The following is a 23,231-nucleotide window of genomic DNA, read 5'->3' as shown; positions in this document are numbered from 1 at the left end:
GGGGCCGGGTGGCGGCTGGTATACTCGGCGCCATTTTTAGCCAAGCTGTGTGAGATTCAATGGAACGCTTTATCGAAAATACGATGTACGCCTCGCGTTGGCTGCTGGCGCCGATCTACCTGGGGCTGTCCCTGGGCTTGCTGGTCCTGGCGCTGAAATTCTTCCAGGAAATCATTCACGTGATTCCCAACATCTTCACCATGTTGGAAGCGGAAGTGATCCTGTTGCTGCTGTCGTTGATCGACATGGCCCTGGTTGGCGGCTTGCTGGTGATGGTGATGATTTCCGGCTACGAGAACTTCGTCTCGCAGCTGGATATCGATGAAAACAAGGAAAAGCTCAACTGGCTGGGCACCATGGACTCTTCGTCGCTGAAGATGAAAGTGGCGGCCTCCATCGTGGCGATTTCCTCCATCCACCTGCTGCGCATCTTCATGGACGCCAAGAACGTCGATCCGCAACACCTGATGTGGTACGTGATCATCCACATGACCTTCGTGGTCTCGGCGTTTGCCATGGGCTACCTGGACAAGCTCACCAAGCATTGATATCGCGCGCCGGCCTTACTGCTCCACGAAGTAATAAGGCTGGCGGTTGATCGCCATTTGCTTGATCACCGTAACCGGCTCTTTCAGCCGGTCGGTGTGGTCCGTCAACGCAACGTTGCCGGGCTTGGCGCTGAGGAAGGCGCGCAGTTCGGCTTCGGTGTTCAGGATCGGCAAGTAGGCCTGCAGGTAGAACACGCTGGCGCCGTCGATGCGCTCGTTGGGTTGATACATCGCCACCGTCCTGCCTTCGTCTTGCAGGGTCTGGATCTGGCTGATCACCGGTACGAATGAATGGCGTACGTCGGCTTTGGGCGCGAACCAGAACGCCGCGCTTAGATAGCAGGCGATTGTCAGGCTGAAAACTCCACCAATAATGCGCCGATGATACCGGTACGCCCCCGGCTTATGGTCTTTGGCCCACTCCAGCAGCACCCGCGCATATTCGGCGGCCAGTACTGCCGCGGCTGGCGTCAGCGCCATCAAGTACACGGTGCGTTTGCTGGAAGCCAGGGTCAGCAGGGTGAACTGCGCCACCAGCCACACACTGAAAAACAACCGGTAGCGATTACGCACCAGGCTTTTACGGAAGTGCCACAGGCCCAGGTACACCAGGATGTTCCAGGGCAGGAAGGCCTCGGGCAGTTTCGCGAGGTAATAGTAAAACGGCTCGTAATGCCCGGCTTCTACGAACGAACCACTGAAGCGCCCGACGCTATTGGTCCATAACACTTCGCCCACCGCCTGCATCCCGCCGCGCTGAAACAGAAACCCCAGCCAGATCAGCAACGGCACCAAGGCCAGCAGCGTGAACAGCGCCGGCTTGAACCAATCGCCCAGCCGCAGGCGTTTATCCATCAGGCTGGTGCTGAGCAGGTACACAAAAATCACAATGCCCGGCATCGCCAGCCCCAACACGCCCTTGCTCAACGTGGCGATGACCATCCCGGCGGTAAACAACGCCCAGGCCCACACACTGGAGCCTTCACGTTCGGGCCGTACCGCCTGGTAAAACCCCAACAGGGCCGCGGTGACACCGAGGCTGAGCAACGAATCCTCACCCACCCCCCGCACATTCCCCCAATAACTGGCCATGGTCGCCAGGATCAGCGCAGCACTGAACGCCAGCGTCTGCGGCCGCCCGAAGCGACGCAGCATCCCGTACAACAGCATCACACTGAACAACCCAGCAAACGCCGACGCCAGGCGCACCGCCCCGGTGCTGGCGCCAAACAGGCGAATCGCCCCGGCATCCAGCCACAGGCTCAGGGGCGGTTTTTCCAAGAAGGGTTCACGAAACAGGCGCGGCACCACCCAGTCATTGTCCAGGTGCATCGCCATGGCGATCCCGGACACCCGGGCTTCGGTAGAGCCTTGCAGCTCGTGGTTGCCGAGGGCGAAGAAGAACAACAGAGCAGCAAGCAAGAGCAGCAGGGGAGCGGGGCGCGTCATGGAGTCTGGCTACCGAGGCATGAGACCGATCGGGCGACCGGTCATGGGTAGTCAGGGAGTATACGAGCGCGATTCTTAACCTTTGGTGAACGGCTGTGGTGTTTTTCTCCGGCGAGTCAGGGCAGTTTCAAGCTGGGCACTGCCGCTTTGCCTTGTTCGGTCAGCACCGGCTCCAACTGCTCCCAGGTGAAGGCCAAGTCGTTGTCGCAACCGTCACCATTGGCCGGTGTCGAGAGTTGCAGGCCCTGGGTGTTGAAGCTGAGGTGAAAGTTGGAGTAATCGGTGATCGCGGGGCAGCCCTCGTCGGTAGTGGTTTGCTTGGCCAGCCAAGTGCTGAAGGCGGCCGGCAGCTTCAAATGGCCGGAATAGGCGTCATGCCATTGCTGATGGCCGCCGAGCCAGGTCCATGGGTCCACACTCTCGCCGGTTTGCAGGTTCCAGGAGTGCAGCCCCCAACTGATGCCCATGGCGCCTTGGCCTGCGGCCCAGCGGTAGAACCGCACGGTGAGAAATTGCGATGACCAATAGGCGGGCTCAACCTCTATCTCACTGGTATAGACCGAGCCGTTTCGACCCAGGTATTCACGCCGCTCATAAAAATAGTCGGTTAGATCTTCTTCATTGACGGCCAACGCGGCGAGTTGCTGGTTGATCTTCTGCACCGCCGGGCCGTCACCCTCCAGCTTGAGCGTGACGCGGGGGCCTTGGGTCTTGAGCTGGTAGGGATGGTTGTGGAAAGTCTTCTTCTCGGTCTTGATCGGCAGCGGCGCGGCTTCCATGGGCGCGTTATAGGCATCGCTGCCGCAGCCGTCCGTGCCAATGCGGCGCAGGGCCAGTGGCAGCGGCGTGCCGCCATCGGTTTTGCTCCAAGCACCAGAAAGGGTATCGCCCTGAGGTTTTTGCAGGGCCCAGAAACCGGTGTTTCCTTCCTCTACCCAGGGGGCGGCGTCGTTGGCCTGAGTCAGTTGAATCGGGGTACGGATGCGCTGGTAGTAATAGCTGCCATGCTCCCCGTCGGCGCCGTTGAAACAGACGGTGATAGCGGACTTGCCCAAAGTACCTTGCCAAACCCCGGCCAACTCGGCAGCGGTGGCGAGCAAGGGCATGACGGTGAGGGCGATGACGGCGAAGGGCTTGAGCACGAGTATCTGACTTCCGGTTGTCTGATAAAGGCCGTCAGGGTAATGGGAAGTGTGAGGAGACGCCAGCGGGCGAGATGCGCTGAGGCAGCTCGCCCGTTTTCGTGTTTTAGGGTTGTGGCGGATGGGTAGTGAATGGTTGGGTGTTCAGGACTCGTTCTACTAGCAGCTCACCTAGAACGATCAATTGTTGGGCGCCCAACAACTTGTGGCGGTGTGCGCCTTCAAGTTCGAAAGCCAGGTCGGTGGTCATGGCGTTGAGAGAGGCGAGGGTTTCGCTGGCTTGGATTAGCAGGGTTTCGGGGTGGATGTCGTCGGCGAGGATGAAGAGGGTGGTTGGGGGATTGGGGGTGATTTTTTTCATGGCTCAAACTCCTTGATTGATGGAGTCGCCAGACATCGCTGCTAAACGAAAAGGGTGGCGACCGTACGCGGGTTAGCAGACCAGGAATCAAGGAACCCGGCGCACCCGAAAGTGCCCCACGCACAGCCGCCATGACACGAACCAGCGGATGCAGAAAGCATCGCTCGAACGGATGGTGGCTTTGCAGGCCTTGATATTAACCGAGCTGCTAAACCCGGTCGCTGATTTTGCAGCGACAGGGGGAGGCTAGGCTTGTTGGGCTGAGTGCGCTAGTTCACCGACAGCTCGGCATCTTGCGGGAAAATTCCGAAGCATGGCCCTGTTGGCGCCCCCCGCCTTCAGGCTCTGCTAAAAGCTCCAGTCCTCAGCCTGAACCAACTGGCAGAACGGCCCATTGAGCGTGGCATTGTGATGAGCCACGATGGCCTCGGCTTTCATCAAGGGCGTATCAGAACAGGTATGGCCATCAGCGATAAGCACCGCATCGAAGCCAAGATCACGTGCGGCGCGGCAGGTGCTGTCGACGCAGTACTGCGTTTTCATCCCAGTGACTACCACGCCGGTGGCGCCGCTGGAGCGCAGATTGTCCGCCAGGTCAGTCATTGCAAAAGCGTTAGGCCGACGCTTTTCGAACACCACTTCCCCACCCAGCAACTTCAGTTCCTGTGCAATCAGCGTAAGCGGGCTGCCCGGCTCGATTGGCGAGCCAACAGGGCCGATGTGACGCGCGAGAAAAATCGGCGCGCCTGCGCTGCGGGCCTTGTCCATCAGGGTATTGAGGGTTTCCAACAGCTCGTCGCAGCGCCATGGTTTTTCCGGGCCGTGGATGAGTCCGACTTGGATATCCAGTATCAACAGGGCGTACATGGGGGCATCTCCTTGCGTGTGAACCAGCGACGCAAGGGCATAAAAAAGGCCCTGTCCATCGCTGGCGGGCCTTTGAAGTGTTCGTTGGTTATTGGCTCACGACACCTCGCACGCTCCGCTTGATGCGGTCGTGGTGGTGGTTGTCGAGGTGAGGCAATAGGCAGTCATGGGTTGACACTAGCATCGTGGTGGATGGAATGCCAAGTACAAAAAAGACGTTCTTGGGCGTCTTTTTTTTGATGCTGGGGGAAGCTGAAAAGCTTTCTCATCTTATTAATTTATATAAAGAATAAGAATCTTAAAAAGTTGAGTTGGAATATTTTGTAAGAAGTTTCCTCATTTTTGGTAGGCTTTTGCCATCAGTCAAGAGGAAATGGAATGCCCGCAGTCATCGTTGAAAACGACACATCGCCGTGGCAAGACGAAACCGGTGCTGTCTATCACTTCCCCAAGCGGTACCAAGCCTGGCTTGCTGAGGGAACCGAAGTGATCTATTACAAAGGACGCATCCAGGACAAAACCTTTGCTTCTGCCCGCCTCAGCGCCGATCCACATTATTTTGGTATGGCACGCATCGGCAAGGTCTACGCAGACCTGAGGAGTGATAAGGGTGACCTTTTTGCTTTGATCGAAAACTTCACTCCGTTTGAAGGCGCTATCCCCTCGAAAATTAACGGAATGTACCTAGAGACGATCCCCGCTACTCGAGTGAACAACTATTGGCGTGACGGAGTTCGGTCCATTTCCCAACTGGATTACGATGCAATCCTAAGCCATGCGAAGCTCCTATCTTCCCAGGCTGACCAGGACGCACCAAATATCGAAGGCGATCCATTGACCTTTGAATCGGCCAACGAAGGCAGCAAATCAAGTTACTTTGGAACCCGTTACGAACGCCGGAAAGATCTGAGGGTGAAGGCCATTGCTATCCACGGGCTTGACTGCAAGGCATGTGGCTTTGATTTCGAATTGGCGTACGGCGAGCACGCGAAGGGCTTCATTCACGTTCACCATATAGTGCCTATTTCGGACTTTGGTGGTGAGAAAGCCGTGAATCCTGAGACTGACCTCGTTACGTTGTGCGCCAACTGTCACGCCGTGGTCCATCGCAAGCGGGATATGACGCTGAGCGTTGATGAGCTGAAAGGCATGTTGCGCGGGCGATGGGTAATCGAGCCTTAGTTTTGTACTGTGTTCAGCCTACGGTTTTTTTGTGAGGCTGAACCCTGGATAGTGATATCCTACCGGTGGGCCCATTAGCCGTTACTTTACCGGGCAAGTTGGCTCTCAAGGTATTGCGCGGTCTCCTGATCGGTACAGTATAGGTAGCCGCTTTTTATTCCATTGAAAATGGGGCTGGAGGAAGGAGACGGATTTATTTTTCTCCGTGTTTACCTGACTTCAGGCACAAAAAAAGACGTCAATAGACGTCTTTTTTCGTTTGTTTGGCCAGGGTGATTTTAAACAAATCGGTATCTATCTTTTTTTTCTGGTTAATAATTTATTGGTCAACTTGCTTGGAATACCTGTTGGAACGCAGTGTGGTCTGGATTTCGATGGACGGTGCTTTTTGAGCTCCGCCCCATAAACGAATCGGGATCGAATCTATCAAGCAAATGGTCGCGCTGTTGATTGATGTCCCTGCGCGTACGATGTCCCCACTCGCCGCACGTAAAGGGGCTCCTAGAAAACGATAGCGTCAATGATTGCTGTGCTGGTTAAGCCGACTCTCGAAGTATTGCGCGGTCTCTTTGTCGGTGCAGTACAGGTAGCAACCCTTCATCCCGCGTGTCATCAGGGTTCGGTATGTATTTTTGATGATCACGTCTGTTTCATTTTTCGCGAGGGTAGGTTGCTCTTTCATCATTTTTTTCCAGCCGCGAATCGATTTATCGTGCTTGTCGCGCTCATCCGGGGATGTCACTACCTTACCGTCACGTACGACTAGGTCTGGTCCGATGATCACCCCGATGTAGTCGACTTCCAAACCCTGGCAGGTATGAATGCAGCCAACCTGCTCGATGGAGTTCTCAGCGATGATCCATAGGCTGCCATCCTGATCCAGGTTCCATTGGCGTTTGTAGTCACCAATGACGATATCAGTTGCGGTGGGGGCTTTCTTGCTCAACCAAGGCCAGCAATAGCCAGCGACCACACGAGCCTTGTTTCCATGGTTTTTCTCGTCAATGGCGTCATGCAGCGCCCGAGGTGAGTCGAATACCTTGAACTCGTACTCCGAGGTGTTGAGCGTCGGATTTGCTGTCGAGCGAATGCCAAGCACGTCATCCAGCCATGCCATGTAACCGTCAGAACCACTGCAGCGAAACTGTGAAGACAGCACATATTCCTCGACCACAGCACCCTTGGCTTTGGCAAAGGCGCGTATTGCCTGCTTGCTGCCTATGTCGCTCAGGGTCACACGCTGGTCTTCATCGATGAAGAAAATTGAGCATTTCGCTGATTCAATCAGCTCCTTGATCTGGTTTTCGCCAAGGTTCCCATAAAGCCCGCTCTTCTCATTCAGCCGGTGAGCTTCGTCCACGATAAGCGCATCGAATGTGTTGGGCTCAGTGTCGATGAACGCCCCAGAGCCTGAAAAGAAATTCGAGAAATGGCTGCGTTTTATGGTGCCAACCAGTTTGCTTTCGTAGACCTTGCGTGGGGCGGCATTTTTCGAGACATATTTGCTTAACAGCCTCAATTCTGTGAGCCTCACCAGTAAATTGATAGCCAGAACAGTTTTCCCGGTGCCCGGCCCCCCCTCAATGATCAGCACCTTTGGTGCCTGGTCCGAGGCTTCGCTTGCTGCCGCAAGCGCTGATTCAAAAATTGCTTTTTGATCGTCAATCAATACGAACTCTGGCTTGCCTGTCATCAGCCCTTCGAGGGCTTCGGCTAGCGCTTTGGACGGACGGATTTTCCCATCGGACAGTTCGTAGAGAACCTCTTTGTTATCGCCGTGAGCAATATGCTTTTTCAGGAAGCTTCTGAGTTTGGTGAGCTCATCCGGCCCTTTCAGGAACAGTGGGGCTTTGCTGATGTGGGGCTCGTAGTGAGCTGAGTCGATGATGCCGTCGCTGACGTAGTTATGAAGGTAGGCACACGGACGGATCTCGATGCTTTTGTCATACACTGCCTCGTTGAAGCCCTCCAGCAGCGCGGCGTATGACCATACTTGATAGGAAGGGTGAATGGTCTCAACGAGGCCGCCACCCAATGCCGTTTTGACGATGGCATCCTTGGTAGTGGCGCTGGCCTTGCTCCATTGCTTCAATTCGATCAAGACGGCTTTTTTTGCCTGATTTTCGTCGCGACCGGTGAGCAGAAAATCGATTCGCTTCGACGACTGCGGAATGTGCAGCTCAATGGCCAGACCCGCATCGCTCGGCAGGCCTTCATCGCGAAGGACCTTGGCCATGTACGTTAGCGATCCTTGCCACGACCTGATTTCCGACCTGCCAACGGTCTTGCCCGTGGCGTCCTTGTAATGCCTGAGGATCACGTCCTCGATGTCATCGTTATCGTTGTCTTTTAGAAATTGCTGTTTGGTCGCAGCGTAAACGATCACGGCTTGTCCTTAGATTCGGGTTGATCAGAGTCGGTCGTATTTTTTGCTGCTGCTTTTGGCTTTATCCACGGGGTACTTCTGGCCGTTCGAGGCGAGTTTCCGTGTCACCGCTTCGTTGAGGTCGATGCCGAGCACGCTGCTCAGGCGAACCAGATACATCAGTACGTCCGCCAGTTCATCCTTTACGGCTTGGCCGATTTCGGGATCTGTTGCGGCCGAGATTGAGTCGGCATCGCTCATCCATTGGAAAATCTCGCACAACTCACCTACCTCTCCCGTGAGGGCTAGGATGAGATTCTTGGGGGAGTGGAATTGCTGCCAGTCGCGATCATCTGTGAAACGTTGAAGGGCGGCGGCTAGCTGCGTTGTGTCGACCAGCGGCGCGACTGGGCAATCTGGGTTACTCACGGGGTTATCTCTTGGTTATCAGTGAAGGACACATGGTCCCTAGGAATTCGCACCTTGGATTGTAAGACTTTTCATGGCTGAGCGGGCTTCGTTTTACAAAATACCATTTGCTGATCGAATTTCTGGTCTGCACTAAGTTTTTTATCAGCTTATATTCTGGGCTCATGCACGCGGGCGCGTTATCGCAGATAAGGGATGTTAGTTATTGGTATGAAAAACTAGAATTACTTGTGCTTTTCATGGTCTTTAGCCGGTGATTGTGAGGGCGGGCCATCAATTTGACTTTTAGCGTATGGGGCTTCGTTTGCTAACTTGCTGGGGTGGTTCTCATGTTTTTAAAATGTATGCGTGTCCTTGGGTAGATGAGTGATTTCGTAAAATCTTGTCTGTCGTAAATTTTGATTTTTCTATTTTATGTATACCTTTTCTATAGTGCTATATGGACTTCATAAAGCGGGTTTTAAGTTTTTTCATTCAGTTGGTTGTGGTTTTTGGGGGGGGATTTAAATGCTTGAGATTTTCTTAGGTGTGATATAAAATATTTTGCGGTTTTAAAATTGTTTAATGTAGAGACTTTGCTGTTTTTTTTGGGGGTATTGGTGGGGGAGAAGGAAATAAAATCGCTGGTACTTAGTCATTTGATTTCTAGCGGAAGTTTAACCAGGGATGGGCTGGTTTTTAGTGAGATGGGTCTGGCGAAAAAGGTTAGACGACTAGATCTTGGATATGTATGCAAAGGGAAAATGATTGCAGTAGAAATCAAAAGCGAAAAGGATACTTTGGCTCGTTTGATTGGTCAGGTTGATGAGTACTGTAAATATTTTGACAAGGTTGTCGTTGCGGTCGCTCCGAAGTTTGTAAAGAAAGTGGAGGAGCTGTTGGTGGATAAAAGCGTAGGGGTGTGGGAGGTTTCGAAGGATAGTTTGAGGGTGGTAAGAAAGGGAAAGACAATAAAAGGAGCCTGTAAAGAAAACTATCTTGATCTCATGACGCGGCGTGAACTTTCAATATTAGCTAAGAAGGTTGGTGTCGTACCAGATGAATTAGGGATCTACGACCTGAAAGTTACTGTTAGGGGGCATATTTCACGGCTGTCGAAGTCGGAAATCAAGTCTGTTTTAGCAGACGGGCTACATAAGAGGTTTATGATGGCGTCCGAGCGTTTTATGAAGAAAACCTTCTTGGAAGGAAGAGTGTCCCCGTCAGACGTAGACCTGTTAAGTCCTTACAAAGTAATTGTCTAGTTGGGGACTTAGGATCTCAATCTGTCCATTCTTCGTCAGTATCAATCTCTGAAGTTTCAGTATCGTAGTGAAGTTGGTTGAATAGGTGGATGTTTATTCTGACAGCAGTTGAACGCATTGGGCTACTTATTCCAAATTCACTTCCTTCCGCAGTTATTTCGATCTGTTGAGTTCCCCATAGTCTGAGCTCAGGAATCCAGTAAGTATTGGTGGTTATTTCCTTGGCTATCTCTATATAAGCTGCGCGACGTCTCTCTTGGGCATTCGGTGCGTCATCATCTACCTCTCGCCGAACAAATTTCCAGTCCTTTTTTAACGGGTAATCAATTCTTGGAGGTGGGGTTCCTGCACCACCATCTTGTTTGTCGGCTCTAGTGCTTCCTCTGTCCGAATATATAATTGGCTTTAAGTCGGCGCGCTCGGATATTTGGTTATAAAGCATTCGTTCATATATTGAGTTTTCTCCTTGTTTTTGCCCCGCAAAACCATAAGGAAAAGATGATGCGCTTACAGCTATTTCTAGGCTGCTGGCATGAGCCCGAGCTGAAGTTATGAACGAGACTAACGTATTGATTCTTTCGCCAAATTTTGCATCTATTTGTCCCAGGTCATATATCATAAGAGTTTTTTCTAGAACTTCTGCGCCCAGTGCTCTAAGTATTAGCTCTTGCCTTTCGTAGTTTTCGGACGTTGGATTTATTCTAATGACCAGTCCGCGGGCTAATGCACATAACTTGATTGCCTGCTCGCGTAGCTCCTCTAGATTTTCTAAGTTTTCGAGTCGGAGACAGGGAATAGCTTCTTCATGGCCTTTAATGAATTCATACCAATTATTAAAAGCGTCGTGAGGATCGAGAAGCTTCTGTAGCTCATGGAAAACCGGACGTTCAGGAAAAGAGCCAGTAAATAAGAAGGTTTTATTGGAAGAAAGAAATTTGGTGTCGATGTCAGCAATCCAAGGCCTGGAGCCAGTAGCTTCCCTGATTTTTTTGATAGAGCTCGAAAGTTTGTGGGCGCTTGCCCATCCTTTAAGGGGGAAAAGTGGAAGTATCATATCTCTGTCTTTATCTGGAAGCTGTTCCATCGCAGTTATTTCCGCAATGCTAATGGCCAGTAAAGGGATATATTTCCGATCGGCAAAGTTTTTATGCATGACAGTTACTTCCCAAGCCTGATTCTAACCGCTGCCAAGGAGACTTGCGCAAGCTCTGATATGTTTTTGAGTTTCTCTTCTGCTTTTAAGGAGCTTAAATTCGCTAGTGCGATTTGTATGAGGTTGTACGGCATTATTATGTCTGCAGCTAATCGATTAGCTTGTCTTTCCAGATCATCTGTTAATCCCGAACGATAAAGGACGTCGTCGGTAATTCCGTTAGCTAATCGGTCACGATGCAATAAAAAGTGAGCAATTTCATGAGCGATTGTGAAACGCTGGCGCTCCTTCACATCATGCCTATTGACTTTTATTGTTACTTTCCCTTCTGCCTCTCTTATCTCACCCGAAATTGAGCCGGGCATTGTTGACTTCATTACAGTTATTCCGAAGTCTTTCGCAATTGCACCTACTGCCACAGGGAAGGAGGCTTGGTGCTGGAGAATGATCTGACGTTGAAAATCGTTCAGAGAGTTCCATTCAAAAGAATATTTCAATTGGTGTCTCCATTTTCTGAGGCTTCATCTGCAATGGAAATGCCCCTATATATAACATTTTCAACGGCATCTTGAATGATTTTATCAAAGCGCTTATTTTCCATCAGCGCTATGATGTTTTTTTCTGTTTCAGCGGGCAGCTCTTCTTTTGTTATTTTCTCGACAGTGTCTTTTGCAGCTGTCTTTGCGCTTCTGGCAGCTTCTTCGCGTATATTTGTATATCCAAAAATAGATAGTATCGCGAATACCACTCCAAGTATGGTTATTAATACAGATACGCATGTGAGCACAATGGTTATAGTGTTAATATCGCTAGGCTTTTCGAAATCTTCTATCTGTTTGCGAAGCGCTTTTATTTCTTCTTGTTGAGTGCTGATTTTTACAGCCAACTTGCTAATTTCTTTTGTCGTCATTAACGCATTTTCTGCGACTGCAGTTCGTACTATCATTCCTGTTTCTGAATCGCTAGCTGTTGTCGTGCTTGATATTTTTTTAACTACGTATTTGCTTGAGGTTTCAGGGGTTGAAGCACTGGCTGGACGAACAAAAACAAATATGGTGAGTAATATGAGAGCGGCAGCTAATAGAATCGATCTTGGAGCGTATCTTCGGGTGTTGGGGATGTATTTTTTTGAAAATTTCCCTATTGTCATGTCCTAATCCAAATCTCACAGCCGCTAGCTTTAAGAAATTATGGAAATACATCGCTATTTAGCCGAATCGGTACAGCTGATAGCGAGTCCATAGTGCTCTGTCAGTGTGCCATCATCAGGTGAGGATTTTCAATGCCTAAACCGCGAGTGCTTGTGCAAGCAGCCTATCTGCAAGCTCGCATTCTCGCGTGAGAGCTAGGGCGTCCACAAAACGTAAAGCGCTGCCCATAGTGCTGGATCACCGTTATCCGTGTAAAATGATCGCAGCCAGTGTCAGTGGTCGACGTGTCAACGGAAAAAGACGCGGTTCAGTCCTCGAAAACCTAGCCTTTGCCCAACCTCACGGTTAAGAGCTGAACCGTCAGGCGGTAGTAATAGCGAGTTGCATGACTATGGTGATTGAGGCGATGGCGTAGAAACCAGGACAAATACTTCCTCTGCCATTTCCAGGGGGTATCCCGCCCCCACCGATCTTCGATGGCGAATTGAATAAACTTAGCCTGACGTACATGGCGTTGCCGCGTTGCATACGATCCACTCAACACGCCAGCTATGAAAAGCTCCATATTGAATGATTTACTCATCCCTGGCCCCCGATATACGCAGAGATAATATTAATTCGACCATGTCCCAGCTCATGGGCGATTTGTATTCTGGCTTTAGCGTCTGAATAACGAGCTGGCCGATGAAAAGTTCCACCGTTAATTGGTGCCATATTTCGAGTGATTTGCTTGTAGCGTTCACACGCGTACGCCGCACGCAGTTCATGGAACCCTTTGATGCGATGAGCGTGCAAGCTCTTCCGAGCGGGTCGCGCAGTTTTTTGCAGGACACTCTTATAGTTTTGTTTCGGCGCAATCATGTTGCAACTATCTGCCGGCGATGCTTGCGTTGCGAACGCCAATGCATCCAGGACCTGCTCATCCACTCCAATCCAACGTGGCGCCGCCCCCCCAGCCCGGCCGCCCTTGGTGCTGTCCTGAATATTGATCCTGCCGAGCTTGCTCGCCTCACGGCATAACCTTGGCAGATCAGCCAAAATCGCCTCATGCAATCTCATGCCCGTAGTCCGCGCCAACAGAACTATAGCTGCCGCCCGAAACTGGCCACTACTACAAAGCGCATCAATGATCTGCTTCACCTGCTCGCGATCTTGCCCCTGCGGCACCGATTGGCGAACTAGGCTGCGCTGCATACCCAACGCCTTGCTCGGACTGGGCAATTCACGCACTGATCACCGCGAAGCGCTGCCATGGTCCTGTTAACGCTGGATAGCCGGTTTTGTGCGGTGCTAACAGCAAGCTCACCGCGCCTAACCACGTCGCGCAGATACGCCGCATAATCGGCCAACACCTTCCCATCCATCTGCCTGGCATCATTGATACCAGGCCCCTGTTCTGAGCGGCACCACTTCACGAATGCCTGCCACCGGTCACAGTGTGCCTTCACCGTGCCGTAATGGCCGCCGCCGAACATGTCTTTCAATGCCTAGGGCCCTGCGTAACTCAATTGCCTGCCGTAGCCGAAATTGCGGCCATTGCGTCTGCCCACCAATGCCATATCGGTCACCTCATCTTCCGTTCTCCGATCCTCGCCCCACGTCATCCCGCCAAGAATGCTGAGTGTTGTCAGGGATCAAGGCCCCTGCGACCTGTGGGGAATGTCCTCTACGCGGGACTGGCGGCTTCTTACGTCCGGGAGCAAGGGCATCTCATGATCTGGCCTCCTGAACACCGTTACCGGTGGGCGGGTGGAGGCTGCATTGGCTGACGAGACCAGTGCCGCGAGATCCTGAGCCAGGTGCAAGCAGCAATGCGATGACCGGGGCATGCCTGACTGTCAGTCAGGTGCAGTCCATTCCGTGGTCTGCGGCACCATCACCTACATGGCTGTTGCTGGCGATATCGGCGTTTGTCACGCAGATTGTCATGAGGGGGAATGCCGCAAAGCCTTGGAAAAGGGGACGGACTTATTTTTCACTGAATTCCAGACACAAAAAAAGACGTCCAAAGACGTCTTTTCTCATTCAATTGGTGGAGCCGGGGGGATTTGAACCCCCGTCCGCCAGTACTCCGCTGTCGGTACTACATGCGTAGCCGTTTCTATTAAGTTAACCCTCAGCGACCCGAAGGGCAGGGTGCTTTGGGCGAGTTGTGTAAGTTTTAGCCGCTTCGTCCACAACGTACTGCACGGCGATTCTGTTCTATATGACAATCACTTTGGGTTTACAGACATCCCCTGGTGATTGCTGGACCCGAAGGTACCAGAAGCTCAGGGCTAAGGCTGCTTACGCAGCGAGAGCGAATTCCTGGCCGTAGTTTTCGTCATTGGCAACTATAAGAAGTTGCAACAGTGGATTTACGAGTTCTGTTACCAACTCGGCATGCACCTAAAGTTTCGCGACCGGCGTCGAATCCTAAACGGCCCCGTGCTTGTAACTCGTTGTTTCTTAGTGAGTGACAAGCCTGTGCAGTGTACGCCAAAAGCTCAGCGAAGGCCAACCCGAAGGTTGGCCCTCTCGCTTACTGGCCGCCTTTCTCGCTGTTCTGCAGGTCTTGCAGGGCCTTGGAGGTGATTTCGATGCACTTCTTGTCATCACCGGCGGCGTGGGCGGCCTTAGCCTGGGAGACGGCGGTGTCTATTTCGCCACTTTTACCGCTGGTGTCGGTGGCGAGCAGGGCTTTGCCGTTGTTGATTTTGTCCAGGTTGATCTGGCACAGGTCTTTGTCACCGGCAGCGAAAGCAGGGGAGGCGAGCATCGCAGCGGTTATGAACAAGCCAGCAAGAGCGGAACGCTTCATAGGGTGTCTCCTTGCGCAAAAGGGCTCGACGCTGCTGGCGTGCAACCGCTGCCAGCGACATCACTGATGGGCCTCGTTTGTCGAGGCCTATGCAGATGACTGCGGCGGTGCGTCAGGGTTCGGTTTTTTTGCCGGGTCAGTGGGCGCGGGCGCTGGTGACTCGGTCTACCAAGTAGACCAGGCCGTGGTAGTCGATGCCGCCATGCTGGCTCAGGCCGATCTCGCAGGTGCGGCTGGTGGAGATGCCTTCGCTGCAATATTGCACGGCGTCCTTGAGTGAGCGCAGGGAGTGGGCGTTGAGCTCTGGCGTGGTGAAGCCTTTGTCGCCGGCAAAGCCGCAGCAATGAATGCCTTCTGGGATCACCACGGTTTTTGCGCAGCGTCGTGCCAGTTCGATCATGGCCTGGCTCTCGCCCAGGTGTTGGGTGCTGCAGGTGACGTGCACGGCGATGGGCGCTTCCTGGGGCGTGAAGTCGAGGCGGTCCATCAGGTGGGTGCGGATAAAGCGCACTGGGTCGTAGAGGTCCAGGCGCGTTTCTCCCAACTCTTGCACCAGGCGCAGGGTGCAGGGGCTGGTGTCGCAGTAGATCGGGTCGAGGCCGCCACGGCTGGCGTGGAGTAGGGCGCCGATCAGTTCCTGGCGCTTGTGTTCGGCCTGCTCGGCGTAGCCTTTGGATGCGAAGGGTTGGCCGCAGCAGAGGCTGTCCTGGTTGTCGGGGAAGACCACTTGGTAACCGGCTTTTTCCAGCAACTGGCGGGTTTTGTCGTACAGCGACATTTGCTCTTTATCGCCGGCTGCCGGGCCCATGGCGCGAGAGACGCAGGCGGCCAGGTAAACTACACGCGGGCGCGCGTCCGTCACCGCGGGGCTGAAGCGGATGACTTTTTCGGGCTGTGGCATGGCGTTGGTCCACTGCGGAATTTGCCCTTTGGACAGCTTGGTCAGCGTGCTCGAGAGCTTGGTCAGCCGTGGAGCGCCCAGCAGCATGCGCGCACCGTTGGCGACGTGCAGGGTAAAGCGCGCACCTTGCAGCGCGATGGCGAAATGGCTGGCGAGCCAGTCGGCGGTTTTCGTACGGTCGGCCTCGCGGCTGCGCAGCTTTTTCACCAAGTCGCCGGTATTGATGCCTACAGGGCAGCGTTGCGCGCATAAGCCGGTAGCGGCGCAGGTGTCGATGCCCTGGTAGTGGTAGGCCGCTTCCTGTTCGGTGGTGTCCACGCCCGCGCGTTTTTTGGCCTGGATGTCGCGCCAGATCACGATGCGCTGGCGCGGGCTCAGGGTCAGGCCTTTTGACGGGCACACCGGCTCGCAGAACCCACACTCGATGCACTTATCCACAAGCTCATCGGCGGCGGGCAACGGCTTGAGGTGCTTGAGGTGGATCTGCGGGTCTTCGCTGAGTACCACGTCCGGATTGAGGATGCCGTTGGGGTCGAGCAGGCGCTTGAGTTGCCACATCAGTTGATAAGCGTCGCTGCCCCATTCCAGTTCGACGAAAGGGGCCATATTGCGGCCGGTGCCGTGTTCGGCCTTCAGCGAGCCACCGAACTCCACGGCCACCAGTTGCGCGACGTCGTCCATGAACGCTTGATAGCGTGCGACTTCTTCGCTGCTGTTGAAGCCTTGAGTGAACACAAAGTGCAGATTGCCTTCCAGAGCATGTCCGAAAAGGATGGCTTCGTCGTAGTGATGTTTGTCGAACAGTGCGATCAAGCGGTTCACGCCAATCGCCAGCTGTTCTACCGGGAAGGTCACGTCTTCGATGATCACGGTGGTGCCGGTTTTGCGCACGGCGCCTACGGCCGGAAAGGTGTCCTTGCGGATGGCCCACAGGCGTGCGTTTTCCAGTGGGTCTTCGGTGAAGTCGACTTGTTTCTCCACGGGAAACGTCGCCAGGGACGCCATGATTCGCGTCAGTTGTTCGTGCAGCAGCGATGGCGAAGCGGCGCGGGACTCGATCAATAGTGCGCAGGCGTTTTCCGATAAGTGCTGTACGAAAGCAGGCATGCCCGGTTTGTCCTGTACCGAGCGCATGCTGCGTCGGTCCAGCAGTTCAACGGCGGAGACTGGCTGGGTTTTCAGCACGGTGACTGCGTTGCAGCAGGTTTCGACATCCGGGAAGACGATCAGCGCCGAGGCTTTGTTGGGGTGATCAATCACGGTGTCGTAGGTGACCGCACTGATAAACCCCAGGGTGCCCTCGGAGCCGACCAGCAGGTGGCTGAGGATATCCAGCGGGTCATCGAAATCCACCAAGGCATTGAGTGACAGGCCGGTTGTGTTTTTCAGTCGGTATTTATGGCGGATCCTTGCCGCCAGCTCAGTATTTGCCCGTGTTTCGCGACCCAACAGGGCCAGGCGTTCAAGCAGTGCGCCATGTGACTGGCGGAAGGCTTGCACGCTGGCGGCATCTTCGGTGTCCAGGCGGCTGCCATCGGCCAGCACCAAGCGGATGCCCGCCAGGGTGTGGTAGGTGTTTTGCGCCGTGCCGCAGCACATGCCACTGGCATTGTTGGCGACGATACCGCCGATCTTGCAAGCATTGATGGATGCCGGGTCCGGCCCGATCTTGCGCCCGAACGGTGCGAGCCAGGCGTTGGCCTGGGCGCCGATCACACCCGGTTGCAGGCGGATCTGGGTGCCTTGCCCGCGAATTTCGCGGTGGTTCCAGTTATCACCCAGCACGATCAGTACCGAGTCGCTGATGGCCTGGCCCGAAAGGCTGGTGCCTGCGGCACGGAAGGTCACCGGCACGCGGTCGCGCTGGGCCAGTTGCAGCAGTGTTACCACTTCGTCTTCTGACTCCACGCGGATCACCAGCTGTGGGATCAGTCGGTAGAAGCTGGCGTCGGTGCCGAAGGCGAGCGTGGAAAGTGGATCGTCGAAGCGACGATCTTGCGGGATCAGTTGTGCGACGTCGCTCAGGAAAGCAGCAGGCAGGCTCATCGGTCCTCCAGAAATAGCAGACGCCGGAAGGATGCCCCGGCGTCGATTCTTACCCTATTACGTGCAGGTCTCAGTGCACCAGCATACCGGTGAACCAGTACGCCTGCGCCAAGGTGATCAGCCCGACGATGGTGGCAAAAAACAGGCTGTGCTTGAGGGTAAAGCGGAACAGGTCGGATTCCTTGCCCACCAGGCCGGTGGCGGCGCAGGCCACGGCGATTGATTGCGGCGAGATCATTTTGCCGGTCACGCCACCGCTGGTGTTCGCGGCTACCAGCAGGGTGTCGTTGACGCCGATCTGGTGAGCGGTAGTGGCTTGCAGTGAGCTGAACAGGGCGTTGGATGAGGTATCGGAGCCTGTCAGGAAAACTCCCAGCCAGCCAAGGAATGGCGAGAAGAAAGGGAAGGCAGCACCGGTGCCGGCCAGAACCAGGGCCATGGTCGAGGACATGCCGGAGTAGTTGGTGACGAAGGCGAATGCGAGGACCATGCCGATGGACAGGATCGGCCAGCGCAGCTCAAAGAAGGTCTCTTTTAAAGTGGTAAGACCAGTTTTGACATCGATTTTCAACACCAGCATGGAGACCAGTGCCGAGAAGAAGATCGCAGTGCCGGTGGCCGAAATCGGGTCCAGCTTGAATACGGCCGGGATGGCGGTCGGGTTGGTCACGATGGGCGCGACTTTAACCACCAGTTGATCCAGGTGCGGGATCGCAAAATTGAATACCCAGCCGTACATCGAACCGCCCGCGGCGAACAGGGCCTTGAAGGGTTTGAGGGTCCAGATGGTCACCAGTACGGTGAGGATCAGGAACGGCGACCAGGCCTTGAAAATTTGCCCCAGGCTGTAGGGTGAAACCACGGTGTTGCGTGGCAAGCCGAAGCCGCCGGCGCTGGAAGTGACCGCTACGCTGGAGGTGGCGCCGGCAATTTGTGCGCCTGCGGTGCGCTTGGGTTGCCAGACTTTCAGGAACAGCGTCAGGGCAATCAGGCTGGCGAGTGCCGAGGTAATGTCCGGCAGTTCCGGGCCAATGAAGTTCGAGGTGAAATATTGGGTGACGGCAAAGCTCAAGCCCGCCACCAAGGCTGCCGGCCAGGTTTCGCGAACGCCGCGCAGGCCGTCCATCATGAACACCAGCCAGAACGGCACGAACAGCGACAGCAGCGGCAGTTGGCGGCCGGTCATGGCGCCAATCTTGAACGCATCAATACCGGTGACCTGGCCGGCGACGATGATCGGAATGCCCAATGCGCCGAAAGCCACGGGCGCGGTATTGGCAATCAGGCACAGGCCGGCGGCGTACAGCGGGTTGAAGCCCAGGCCCACCAGCAGCGCGGCGGTGATCGCGACGGGCGCGCCGAAACCGGCCGCACCTTCCAGGAAGGCGCCAAAGCAAAAACCGATCAACAACACCTGCAAGCGCTGGTCGTCGGTGATCGACAAAACGGAGCTGCGGATGATCTCGAACTGGCCGCTCTTGACCGTCAATTTGTACAGGAATACTGCTGCGACGATGATCCAGGCGATGGGCCACAGGCCGTAGGCAAAACCATAACCGGCCGCAGCCAGCGCCATGTCTACCGGCATCTGGAAGGCGAAAATGGCGACCAGGATCGACAGGGCCAGGGTGATGCTGCCGGCCACATGGCCTTTGAGGCGGAACACGGCCAGCGCCAGGAAGAAGAATACGATGGGAATGACGGCGGCCAGTGCGGACAGGCCGAGGCTGCCGAGTGGGCTGTAAAGCTGTTGCCAGGTTTGCATATGGGGTGGCCCCTGATTGTTGTTGTTTGGTGAGCTTGGGTAATTGGTAATACCAATTTACAATCGCTGTGGGCTAGATTAAGAGCCTGGGCAGGGGTGTGTCAATTTGCCGCCTGCGAAACTTTGGTCGTAGGTCGGGAGGCGGGGTGTTCTGATCGGCGAAATTGAAGGCGTTCTGATAGGTGCTGCCGGCACGTCGATAGGCCAGAATAGGGGCCCCGGCGAGTGGTCGGGATGGTGGAGAGTGAGTTATGGGGTTTGATCAGGTGCGTCAGCGCCGTTTGTCTGACGATATTGTCGAGCAGCTTGAGGGGATGATTCTCGAGGGCACGCTGAAGTCGGGCGAGCGCTTGCCGGCCGAGCGCGCGTTGGCTGAGCGCTTTGGTGTGTCGCGCCCATCGTTGCGTGAGGCGATTCAGAAGCTGGCGGCCAAGGGGTTGCTGGTCAGTCGCCAGGGCGGTGGCAACTATGTGGTGGACTCCCTGGGTTCGACCTTCAGCGATCCGCTGTTGCACTTGTTGGAAAGCAACCCCGAAGCGCAGCGCGATCTGCTGGAGTTTCGCCAGACCCTGGAGGCTTCGTGTGCCTATTACGCGGCGTTACGCGCCACTGAGGTTGACCGTGAACGCCTGACCGCAGCGTTTGAGGCGTTGCAGGATTGCTATGCGCGAGCCGACGAGGTGAGCCGAGTGGAGGAGGGCGCTGCGGATGCAAGGTTTCACTTGGCGATTGCCGAAGCCAGTCATAACGCCGTGTTGCTGCACACCATCCGCGGGCTGTTCGACCTGCTCAAGCGTAACGTGGTGACGAATATTGGTGGCATGTACCAGCAGCGTACTGAGACCCGCGACATGCTGATCAATCAGCATCGGGACTTGTACCTGGCCATCATCGAGGGGCGGGCCGAGCAGGCGCGCGAAGTCTCGACACGACATCTGCTGTATGTGCAGGAGGTGTTGGCGGAGGTGCGTCAGGAGGTTCAGCGCGTGGCTCGGGCGGAGCGGCGCAAAGGGATGTAGCCCGCGTGGGCTACATCGTCACAAGGATTACTCTTCCTTGCCTTTGTTGCGCACGGCGCGATGCAGCTCGCGATTGGAATCGCGCTCGCGTTCGGTGTCGCGCTTGTCGTATTCCTTTTTGCCCTTGCCCAATGCGATCTCGCATTTGACCAGGTGCTTGCTCCAGTACCAGGACAAGCAGATGCACGCGTAGCCTTTTTGCTGCACGGCTGCGGCGAGCTTTTCGAGTTCGCGGGCATTGAGCAACAACTTGCGCGTACGCACCGGGTCGGCAATCACGTGGGTGCTCGCGGTGGTCAGCGGGGTGATATGACTGCCAAGCAGCCATGCCTCGCCATCCTTGAGCAGCACATAGCTGTCGACCAGCTGCAGTTTGCTGGCACGCAGACTTTTTACTTCCCAGCCGGCCAGGACCAGACCAGCCTCGAACCGATGTTCGATGAAGTAATCGTGTCGCGCTTTTTTATTTTGCGCGATGGTCCCTGTGGGGTGTTTCTTTTGTTTAGCCATAGGGGCGGCATTATAGGGAGTTGCGAGCGTGTCGGCTACGGTCAACCTGTGTGCTTGAGCGAGTTGGGCGAATCCCGGACAATGCGGGCAGTTCTTTGGTTTTTTTCTCTCGCGGATTGGGCTGTTCTTTCGCGATGTTTGCCTTAAGCAGTGGAAGTAACGCTCACATGACGACGCATATTCAACGTTCGGCCCTGTTGCCCTATCCGGCACAGGCGCTCTATGACCTGGTCAACGACGTGGCGCGTTACCCGGAGTTTCTGCCTTGGTGCTCGACAGCCGAGGTTCTGGAGAGCAGTGACGAGCACATGGTTGCCAGTGTGGGGGTGGCCAAGGGCGGCCTCAGCCAGCATTTTGTGACGCGCAATGTGCTGGTGCCGGGCCGGTCCATCGAAATGAACCTGCAGGAAGGGCCGTTCACCCAACTGCACGGTGTGTGGGTGTTCAAGGCGTTGACGGACAAGGCCTGCAAGATCAGCCTGGATCTTTCGTTTGATTATGCCGGGCCAATTGTTCGTGCGACTTTAGGGCCTTTGTTCAATCAGGCAGCCAATACCCTGGTGGACGCGTTCTGTCAGCGCGCCAAGCAACTGCATGGTTGAGATTGAGGTGGTGTTCGCCGCTGAGGATCGCCAGGTGTTGCTGGGGGTAAAGGTGGCTGAAGGCACTAGTTTGCGCGAGGCGGTGCGGGCGTCGGGAATGGCGGCGCATTTTCCTGATGTTGATCTGGCTGATTGCCCGCTGGGTATATTTGGCAAGGTTGTCGTGGATGCCGGGGCGCGGCGCGTACAAGCGGGCGACCGTATTGAAATATATCGGCCTTTGCTGGTCGACCCTAAAGAAGTGCGCAGGCTGCGCGCGGCCAAGGCGGCATTGGCCAGGCAAACGAATTCTTGAGCTTGCCAAATGGCAGCCTAGCTATCTGGAACGCCGCGATCCAACTGTGGGAGCTGGCTTGCCTGCGATGACGCCCTGATAGCCAGCGCATATCTACCTGATACCCGCGATCCAAATGTGGAAGGGACGGTCCCGTTAACGGATATGTACTCGATCTGATCCAAGATCCTGGTTGACTGTCAGATCGCTTTCGCAGGCAAGCCAGCTCCCACAGGTTCAGCGTCGCACCAAGGTTATGTAGATGCCTATGTAAATGGCAGGCAACAAAAAGCCCGGCATGCCGGGCTTTTTATCGAGCGCAAAATTATTGCGGGCTGGTGTCCAGAGGCTCAGGCGTCGGGACGGGCACGGTTTCCACGTTGTCGATGTCTTTCTGGATGGTGTCCAGCAACGAACCTGGCTTGGCCGGTACCTCGGATTTTGGTTTTTCGGCTTCCTGCGCAGGTGCGGTCACGTTGGTGCCGCTGTCCTTGCCCAGCAAGGCTTCATCGCGGCTTACGCCGGGCATGAAGTCACCGGACAGGCTCACGAGCTGGTCATTGCCATTGAAGATGACACTGACGCGCTCCTGCTGGCGTTCACCACCACCAGGCTGCAGGCTGTAGAGATAATCCCAGCGATCGGCATGGAAAGTGTCGGTCAGCAGGGGATTACCCATGATAAACCGTACTTGCCGTCGGGTCATTCCCGGGCGTAACTGGTCTATCATGTCCTGCGTGACGACATTGCCCTGCTGGATGTCGATTTTGTAAACCCCGGGGAATGAACAACCGGCGAGTGCGAGCAGTCCCACAAAGGTGAAACTGGTTAGCAAGAGCTTGGTGTTTTGCATCGGTGGGCGACTTCCACTATCTTGGCTGGGACAACGTAAACGCCGATCATACCCGTATTAAGAGAAGCTGCGAAGCAGCATCCGCGAGAAAGCTAACCATGGTTGAAAATAGCGAACTACGCAAAGCCGGTCTCAAAGTGACTCTGCCACGAGTCAAGATTCTACAAATGCTCGATTCTGCTGAGCAGCGCCACATGAGTGCCGAAGATGTTTACAAGGCGCTGATGGAGTCTAACGAGGACGTCGGCCTGGCCACGGTTTACCGTGTACTGACCCAGTTTGAAGCCGCAGGGCTGGTGGTTCGTCATAATTTCGACGGCGGTCATGCGGTGTTTGAATTGGCTGACGGTGGTCACCATGACCACATGGTTGACCTGGATACCAATGAGGTTATCGAGTTCACCAGCCCTGAAATCGAAGCGCTGCAGCACAAGATTGCTGAGGAGCATGGGTTCGATTTGGTCGACCACAATCTCGTGTTGTACATCCGTAAGAAAAAGTAAAAATCGACGCAGTTTTGCTTTGCGAAACGATTGAAGGCGACCCTCGGGTCGCCTTCGTGCTTTCTAT

General features: G+C 54.8%; 22 protein-coding genes, 1 other RNA gene and 1 pseudogene. 8 read left to right on the top strand and 16 right to left on the bottom strand.

Annotated features, from left to right (window positions below):
- Nucleotides 1-59 precede the first annotated feature (59 nt).
- On the top strand, nucleotides 60-548 hold the full coding sequence (locus ODQ19_RS22320; RefSeq protein ID WP_014719996.1) for a TIGR00645 family protein: 489 nt from the start codon (nucleotides 60-62) through the stop codon (nucleotides 546-548).
- A gap of 15 nt (nucleotides 549-563) precedes the next feature.
- On the opposite strand, the gene ODQ19_RS22315 is transcribed toward ODQ19_RS22320, so the two are convergent.
- The 4 genes from ODQ19_RS22315 to ODQ19_RS22300 form a co-directional block, all read right to left on the bottom strand.
- Nucleotides 564-1,997, bottom strand: a complete 1,434-nt coding sequence (locus tag ODQ19_RS22315; RefSeq protein ID WP_330211232.1) for an ArnT family glycosyltransferase — start codon at nucleotides 1,995-1,997, stop codon at nucleotides 564-566.
- Nucleotides 1,998-2,113: 116 nt separating this feature from the next.
- Entirely contained in the window at nucleotides 2,114-3,139 is a 1,026-nt protein-coding gene (locus tag ODQ19_RS22310; RefSeq protein WP_330211231.1) for a hypothetical protein, read from the bottom strand.
- Between the two features lie 106 nt (nucleotides 3,140-3,245).
- Entirely contained in the window at nucleotides 3,246-3,500 is a 255-nt protein-coding gene (locus ODQ19_RS22305; protein WP_223023191.1) for a DUF6124 family protein, read from the bottom strand.
- A gap of 348 nt (nucleotides 3,501-3,848) precedes the next feature.
- Nucleotides 3,849-4,367, bottom strand: a complete 519-nt coding sequence (locus ODQ19_RS22300; protein ID WP_330211230.1) for a cysteine hydrolase family protein — start codon at nucleotides 4,365-4,367, stop codon at nucleotides 3,849-3,851.
- A gap of 378 nt (nucleotides 4,368-4,745) precedes the next feature.
- Here ODQ19_RS22300 and ODQ19_RS22295 point away from each other — a divergent pair, with 378 nt between their 5' ends.
- Nucleotides 4,746-5,549: an HNH endonuclease gene (locus tag ODQ19_RS22295; RefSeq protein WP_330211229.1), complete on the top strand. Its 804-nt coding sequence runs from the start codon at nucleotides 4,746-4,748 to the stop codon at nucleotides 5,547-5,549.
- Nucleotides 5,550-6,066: 517 nt separating this feature from the next.
- Here the strand turns inward: ODQ19_RS22295 and ODQ19_RS22290 are convergent.
- Both ODQ19_RS22290 and ODQ19_RS22285 read right to left on the bottom strand, forming a co-directional pair.
- Nucleotides 6,067-7,935 (bottom strand): DUF2075 domain-containing protein, encoded by a 1,869-nt coding sequence (locus ODQ19_RS22290; protein WP_330211228.1) that lies wholly within the window; start codon nucleotides 7,933-7,935, stop codon nucleotides 6,067-6,069.
- Nucleotides 7,936-7,959: 24 nt separating this feature from the next.
- Nucleotides 7,960-8,343: a nucleotide pyrophosphohydrolase gene (locus tag ODQ19_RS22285; RefSeq protein ID WP_330211227.1), complete on the bottom strand. Its 384-nt coding sequence runs from the start codon at nucleotides 8,341-8,343 to the stop codon at nucleotides 7,960-7,962.
- Nucleotides 8,344-8,900: 557 nt separating this feature from the next.
- Between ODQ19_RS22285 and ODQ19_RS22280 the strand changes: the two genes are divergently transcribed.
- On the top strand, nucleotides 8,901-9,587 hold the full coding sequence (locus ODQ19_RS22280; protein ID WP_330211226.1) for a sce7726 family protein: 687 nt from the start codon (nucleotides 8,901-8,903) through the stop codon (nucleotides 9,585-9,587).
- Between the two features lie 16 nt (nucleotides 9,588-9,603).
- Here the strand turns inward: ODQ19_RS22280 and ODQ19_RS22275 are convergent, their stop codons facing one another.
- The 4 genes and pseudogenes from ODQ19_RS22275 to ODQ19_RS22260 form a co-directional block, all read right to left on the bottom strand.
- Nucleotides 9,604-10,740, bottom strand: coding sequence for a beta family protein (locus ODQ19_RS22275; protein WP_330211225.1), 1,137 nt, complete (start codon nucleotides 10,738-10,740; stop codon nucleotides 9,604-9,606).
- Between the two features lie 5 nt (nucleotides 10,741-10,745).
- Complete coding sequence (locus ODQ19_RS22270) at nucleotides 10,746-11,237, bottom strand: ImmA/IrrE family metallo-endopeptidase (RefSeq protein WP_005791565.1); 492 nt, start codon at nucleotides 11,235-11,237, stop codon at nucleotides 10,746-10,748.
- Nucleotides 11,234-11,890 carry a hypothetical protein gene (locus ODQ19_RS22265; protein ID WP_330211224.1) on the bottom strand — a complete coding sequence of 219 codons (657 nt, stop codon included), beginning with the start codon at nucleotides 11,888-11,890 and terminating at the stop codon, nucleotides 11,234-11,236. The genes ODQ19_RS22270 and ODQ19_RS22265 overlap by 4 nt, the downstream gene beginning before the upstream one ends.
- Before the next feature lie 580 nt (nucleotides 11,891-12,470).
- Nucleotides 12,471-13,450, bottom strand: a pseudogene (locus ODQ19_RS22260) (integrase domain-containing protein).
- A 268-nt stretch (nucleotides 13,451-13,718) separates the two neighbouring features.
- On the opposite strand from ODQ19_RS22260, the gene ODQ19_RS22255 reads away from it, so the two are divergent.
- The gene (locus ODQ19_RS22255) at nucleotides 13,719-13,943 is read left to right on the top strand and encodes a hypothetical protein (protein ID WP_330211223.1); all 225 of its coding nucleotides are present in this window, start codon (nucleotides 13,719-13,721) and stop codon (nucleotides 13,941-13,943) included.
- Here the strand turns inward: ODQ19_RS22255 and ssrA are convergent.
- From ssrA to ODQ19_RS22235, 4 genes are all read right to left on the bottom strand, one after another.
- Nucleotides 13,922-14,318, bottom strand: a transfer-messenger RNA (tmRNA) gene (gene ssrA, locus ODQ19_RS22250). The two genes, ODQ19_RS22255 and ssrA, sit on opposite strands and share 22 nt — an antisense overlap.
- Nucleotides 14,319-14,412: 94 nt before the next feature.
- Nucleotides 14,413-14,691, bottom strand: a complete 279-nt coding sequence (locus tag ODQ19_RS22245; protein ID WP_330211222.1) for a hypothetical protein — start codon at nucleotides 14,689-14,691, stop codon at nucleotides 14,413-14,415.
- A gap of 136 nt (nucleotides 14,692-14,827) precedes the next feature.
- Nucleotides 14,828-17,638 carry an FAD-binding and (Fe-S)-binding domain-containing protein gene (locus ODQ19_RS22240; protein WP_330211221.1) on the bottom strand — a complete coding sequence of 937 codons (2,811 nt, stop codon included), beginning with the start codon at nucleotides 17,636-17,638 and terminating at the stop codon, nucleotides 14,828-14,830.
- 70 nt (nucleotides 17,639-17,708) lie between these two features.
- The gene (locus ODQ19_RS22235) at nucleotides 17,709-19,403 is read right to left on the bottom strand and encodes a lactate permease LctP family transporter (RefSeq protein ID WP_020301770.1); all 1,695 of its coding nucleotides are present in this window, start codon (nucleotides 19,401-19,403) and stop codon (nucleotides 17,709-17,711) included.
- Nucleotides 19,404-19,654: 251 nt separating this feature from the next.
- Between ODQ19_RS22235 and ODQ19_RS22230 the strand changes: the two genes are divergently transcribed.
- A complete protein-coding gene (locus tag ODQ19_RS22230; protein WP_116668666.1) occupies nucleotides 19,655-20,422 on the top strand; it encodes an FCD domain-containing protein in 768 nt (255 codons plus the stop codon).
- 27 nt (nucleotides 20,423-20,449) lie between these two features.
- Here the strand turns inward: ODQ19_RS22230 and smpB are convergent, their stop codons facing one another.
- On the bottom strand, nucleotides 20,450-20,932 hold the full coding sequence (gene smpB / locus ODQ19_RS22225) for an SsrA-binding protein SmpB (protein WP_003176160.1): 483 nt from the start codon (nucleotides 20,930-20,932) through the stop codon (nucleotides 20,450-20,452).
- Nucleotides 20,933-21,099: 167 nt separating this feature from the next.
- Between smpB and ODQ19_RS22220 the strand changes: the two genes are divergently transcribed.
- Both ODQ19_RS22220 and ODQ19_RS22215 read left to right on the top strand, forming a co-directional pair.
- Nucleotides 21,100-21,534: a type II toxin-antitoxin system RatA family toxin gene (locus tag ODQ19_RS22220; RefSeq protein WP_330211220.1), complete on the top strand. Its 435-nt coding sequence runs from the start codon at nucleotides 21,100-21,102 to the stop codon at nucleotides 21,532-21,534.
- Nucleotides 21,527-21,829 (top strand): RnfH family protein, encoded by a 303-nt coding sequence (locus tag ODQ19_RS22215; protein WP_330211219.1) that lies wholly within the window; start codon nucleotides 21,527-21,529, stop codon nucleotides 21,827-21,829. The genes ODQ19_RS22220 and ODQ19_RS22215 overlap by 8 nt, the downstream gene beginning before the upstream one ends.
- A gap of 304 nt (nucleotides 21,830-22,133) precedes the next feature.
- Here ODQ19_RS22215 and ODQ19_RS22210 read toward each other — a convergent pair whose 3' ends face one another.
- The gene (locus ODQ19_RS22210) at nucleotides 22,134-22,661 is read right to left on the bottom strand and encodes an outer membrane protein assembly factor BamE (RefSeq protein ID WP_019817954.1); all 528 of its coding nucleotides are present in this window, start codon (nucleotides 22,659-22,661) and stop codon (nucleotides 22,134-22,136) included.
- A gap of 98 nt (nucleotides 22,662-22,759) precedes the next feature.
- Here ODQ19_RS22210 and fur point away from each other — a divergent pair, with 98 nt between their 5' ends.
- Entirely contained in the window at nucleotides 22,760-23,164 is a 405-nt protein-coding gene (gene fur / locus ODQ19_RS22205) for a ferric iron uptake transcriptional regulator (protein ID WP_003194220.1), read from the top strand.
- Nucleotides 23,165-23,231: the final 67 nt, after the last annotated feature.

It is taken from the genome of Pseudomonas sp. AM4(2022) (assembly GCF_036346515.1).
Classification (GTDB): domain Bacteria; phylum Pseudomonadota; class Gammaproteobacteria; order Pseudomonadales; family Pseudomonadaceae; genus Aquipseudomonas; species Aquipseudomonas paracarnis.
This window is presented reverse-complemented; position numbering and strand designations above follow the sequence as displayed.

Coding starts and splice junctions, on each gene's coding strand:
- ODQ19_RS22320 (WP_014719996.1), top strand. CDS start 60: ATGGAACGCTTTATCGAAAATACGATGTACGCCTCGCGTTGGCTGCTG.
- ODQ19_RS22215 (WP_330211219.1), top strand. CDS start 21,527: ATGGTTGAGATTGAGGTGGTGTTCGCCGCTGAGGATCGCCAGGTGTTG.
- ODQ19_RS22210 (WP_019817954.1), bottom strand. CDS start 22,661: ATGCAAAACACCAAGCTCTTGCTAACCAGTTTCACCTTTGTGGGACTG.
- ODQ19_RS22220 (WP_330211220.1), top strand. CDS start 21,100: ATGACGACGCATATTCAACGTTCGGCCCTGTTGCCCTATCCGGCACAG.
- ODQ19_RS22315 (WP_330211232.1), bottom strand. CDS start 1,997: ATGACGCGCCCCGCTCCCCTGCTGCTCTTGCTTGCTGCTCTGTTGTTC.
- ODQ19_RS22295 (WP_330211229.1), top strand. CDS start 4,746: ATGCCCGCAGTCATCGTTGAAAACGACACATCGCCGTGGCAAGACGAA.
- ODQ19_RS22300 (WP_330211230.1), bottom strand. CDS start 4,367: ATGTACGCCCTGTTGATACTGGATATCCAAGTCGGACTCATCCACGGC.
- ODQ19_RS22255 (WP_330211223.1), top strand. CDS start 13,719: ATGCCTGACTGTCAGTCAGGTGCAGTCCATTCCGTGGTCTGCGGCACC.
- ODQ19_RS22240 (WP_330211221.1), bottom strand. CDS start 17,638: ATGAGCCTGCCTGCTGCTTTCCTGAGCGACGTCGCACAACTGATCCCG.
- ODQ19_RS22235 (WP_020301770.1), bottom strand. CDS start 19,403: ATGCAAACCTGGCAACAGCTTTACAGCCCACTCGGCAGCCTCGGCCTG.
- fur (WP_003194220.1), top strand. CDS start 22,760: ATGGTTGAAAATAGCGAACTACGCAAAGCCGGTCTCAAAGTGACTCTG.
- smpB (WP_003176160.1), bottom strand. CDS start 20,932: ATGGCTAAACAAAAGAAACACCCCACAGGGACCATCGCGCAAAATAAA.
- ODQ19_RS22265 (WP_330211224.1), bottom strand. CDS start 11,890: ATGACAATAGGGAAATTTTCAAAAAAATACATCCCCAACACCCGAAGA.
- ODQ19_RS22275 (WP_330211225.1), bottom strand. CDS start 10,740: ATGCATAAAAACTTTGCCGATCGGAAATATATCCCTTTACTGGCCATT.
- ODQ19_RS22245 (WP_330211222.1), bottom strand. CDS start 14,691: ATGAAGCGTTCCGCTCTTGCTGGCTTGTTCATAACCGCTGCGATGCTC.
- ODQ19_RS22305 (WP_223023191.1), bottom strand. CDS start 3,500: ATGAAAAAAATCACCCCCAATCCCCCAACCACCCTCTTCATCCTCGCC.
- ODQ19_RS22230 (WP_116668666.1), top strand. CDS start 19,655: ATGGGGTTTGATCAGGTGCGTCAGCGCCGTTTGTCTGACGATATTGTC.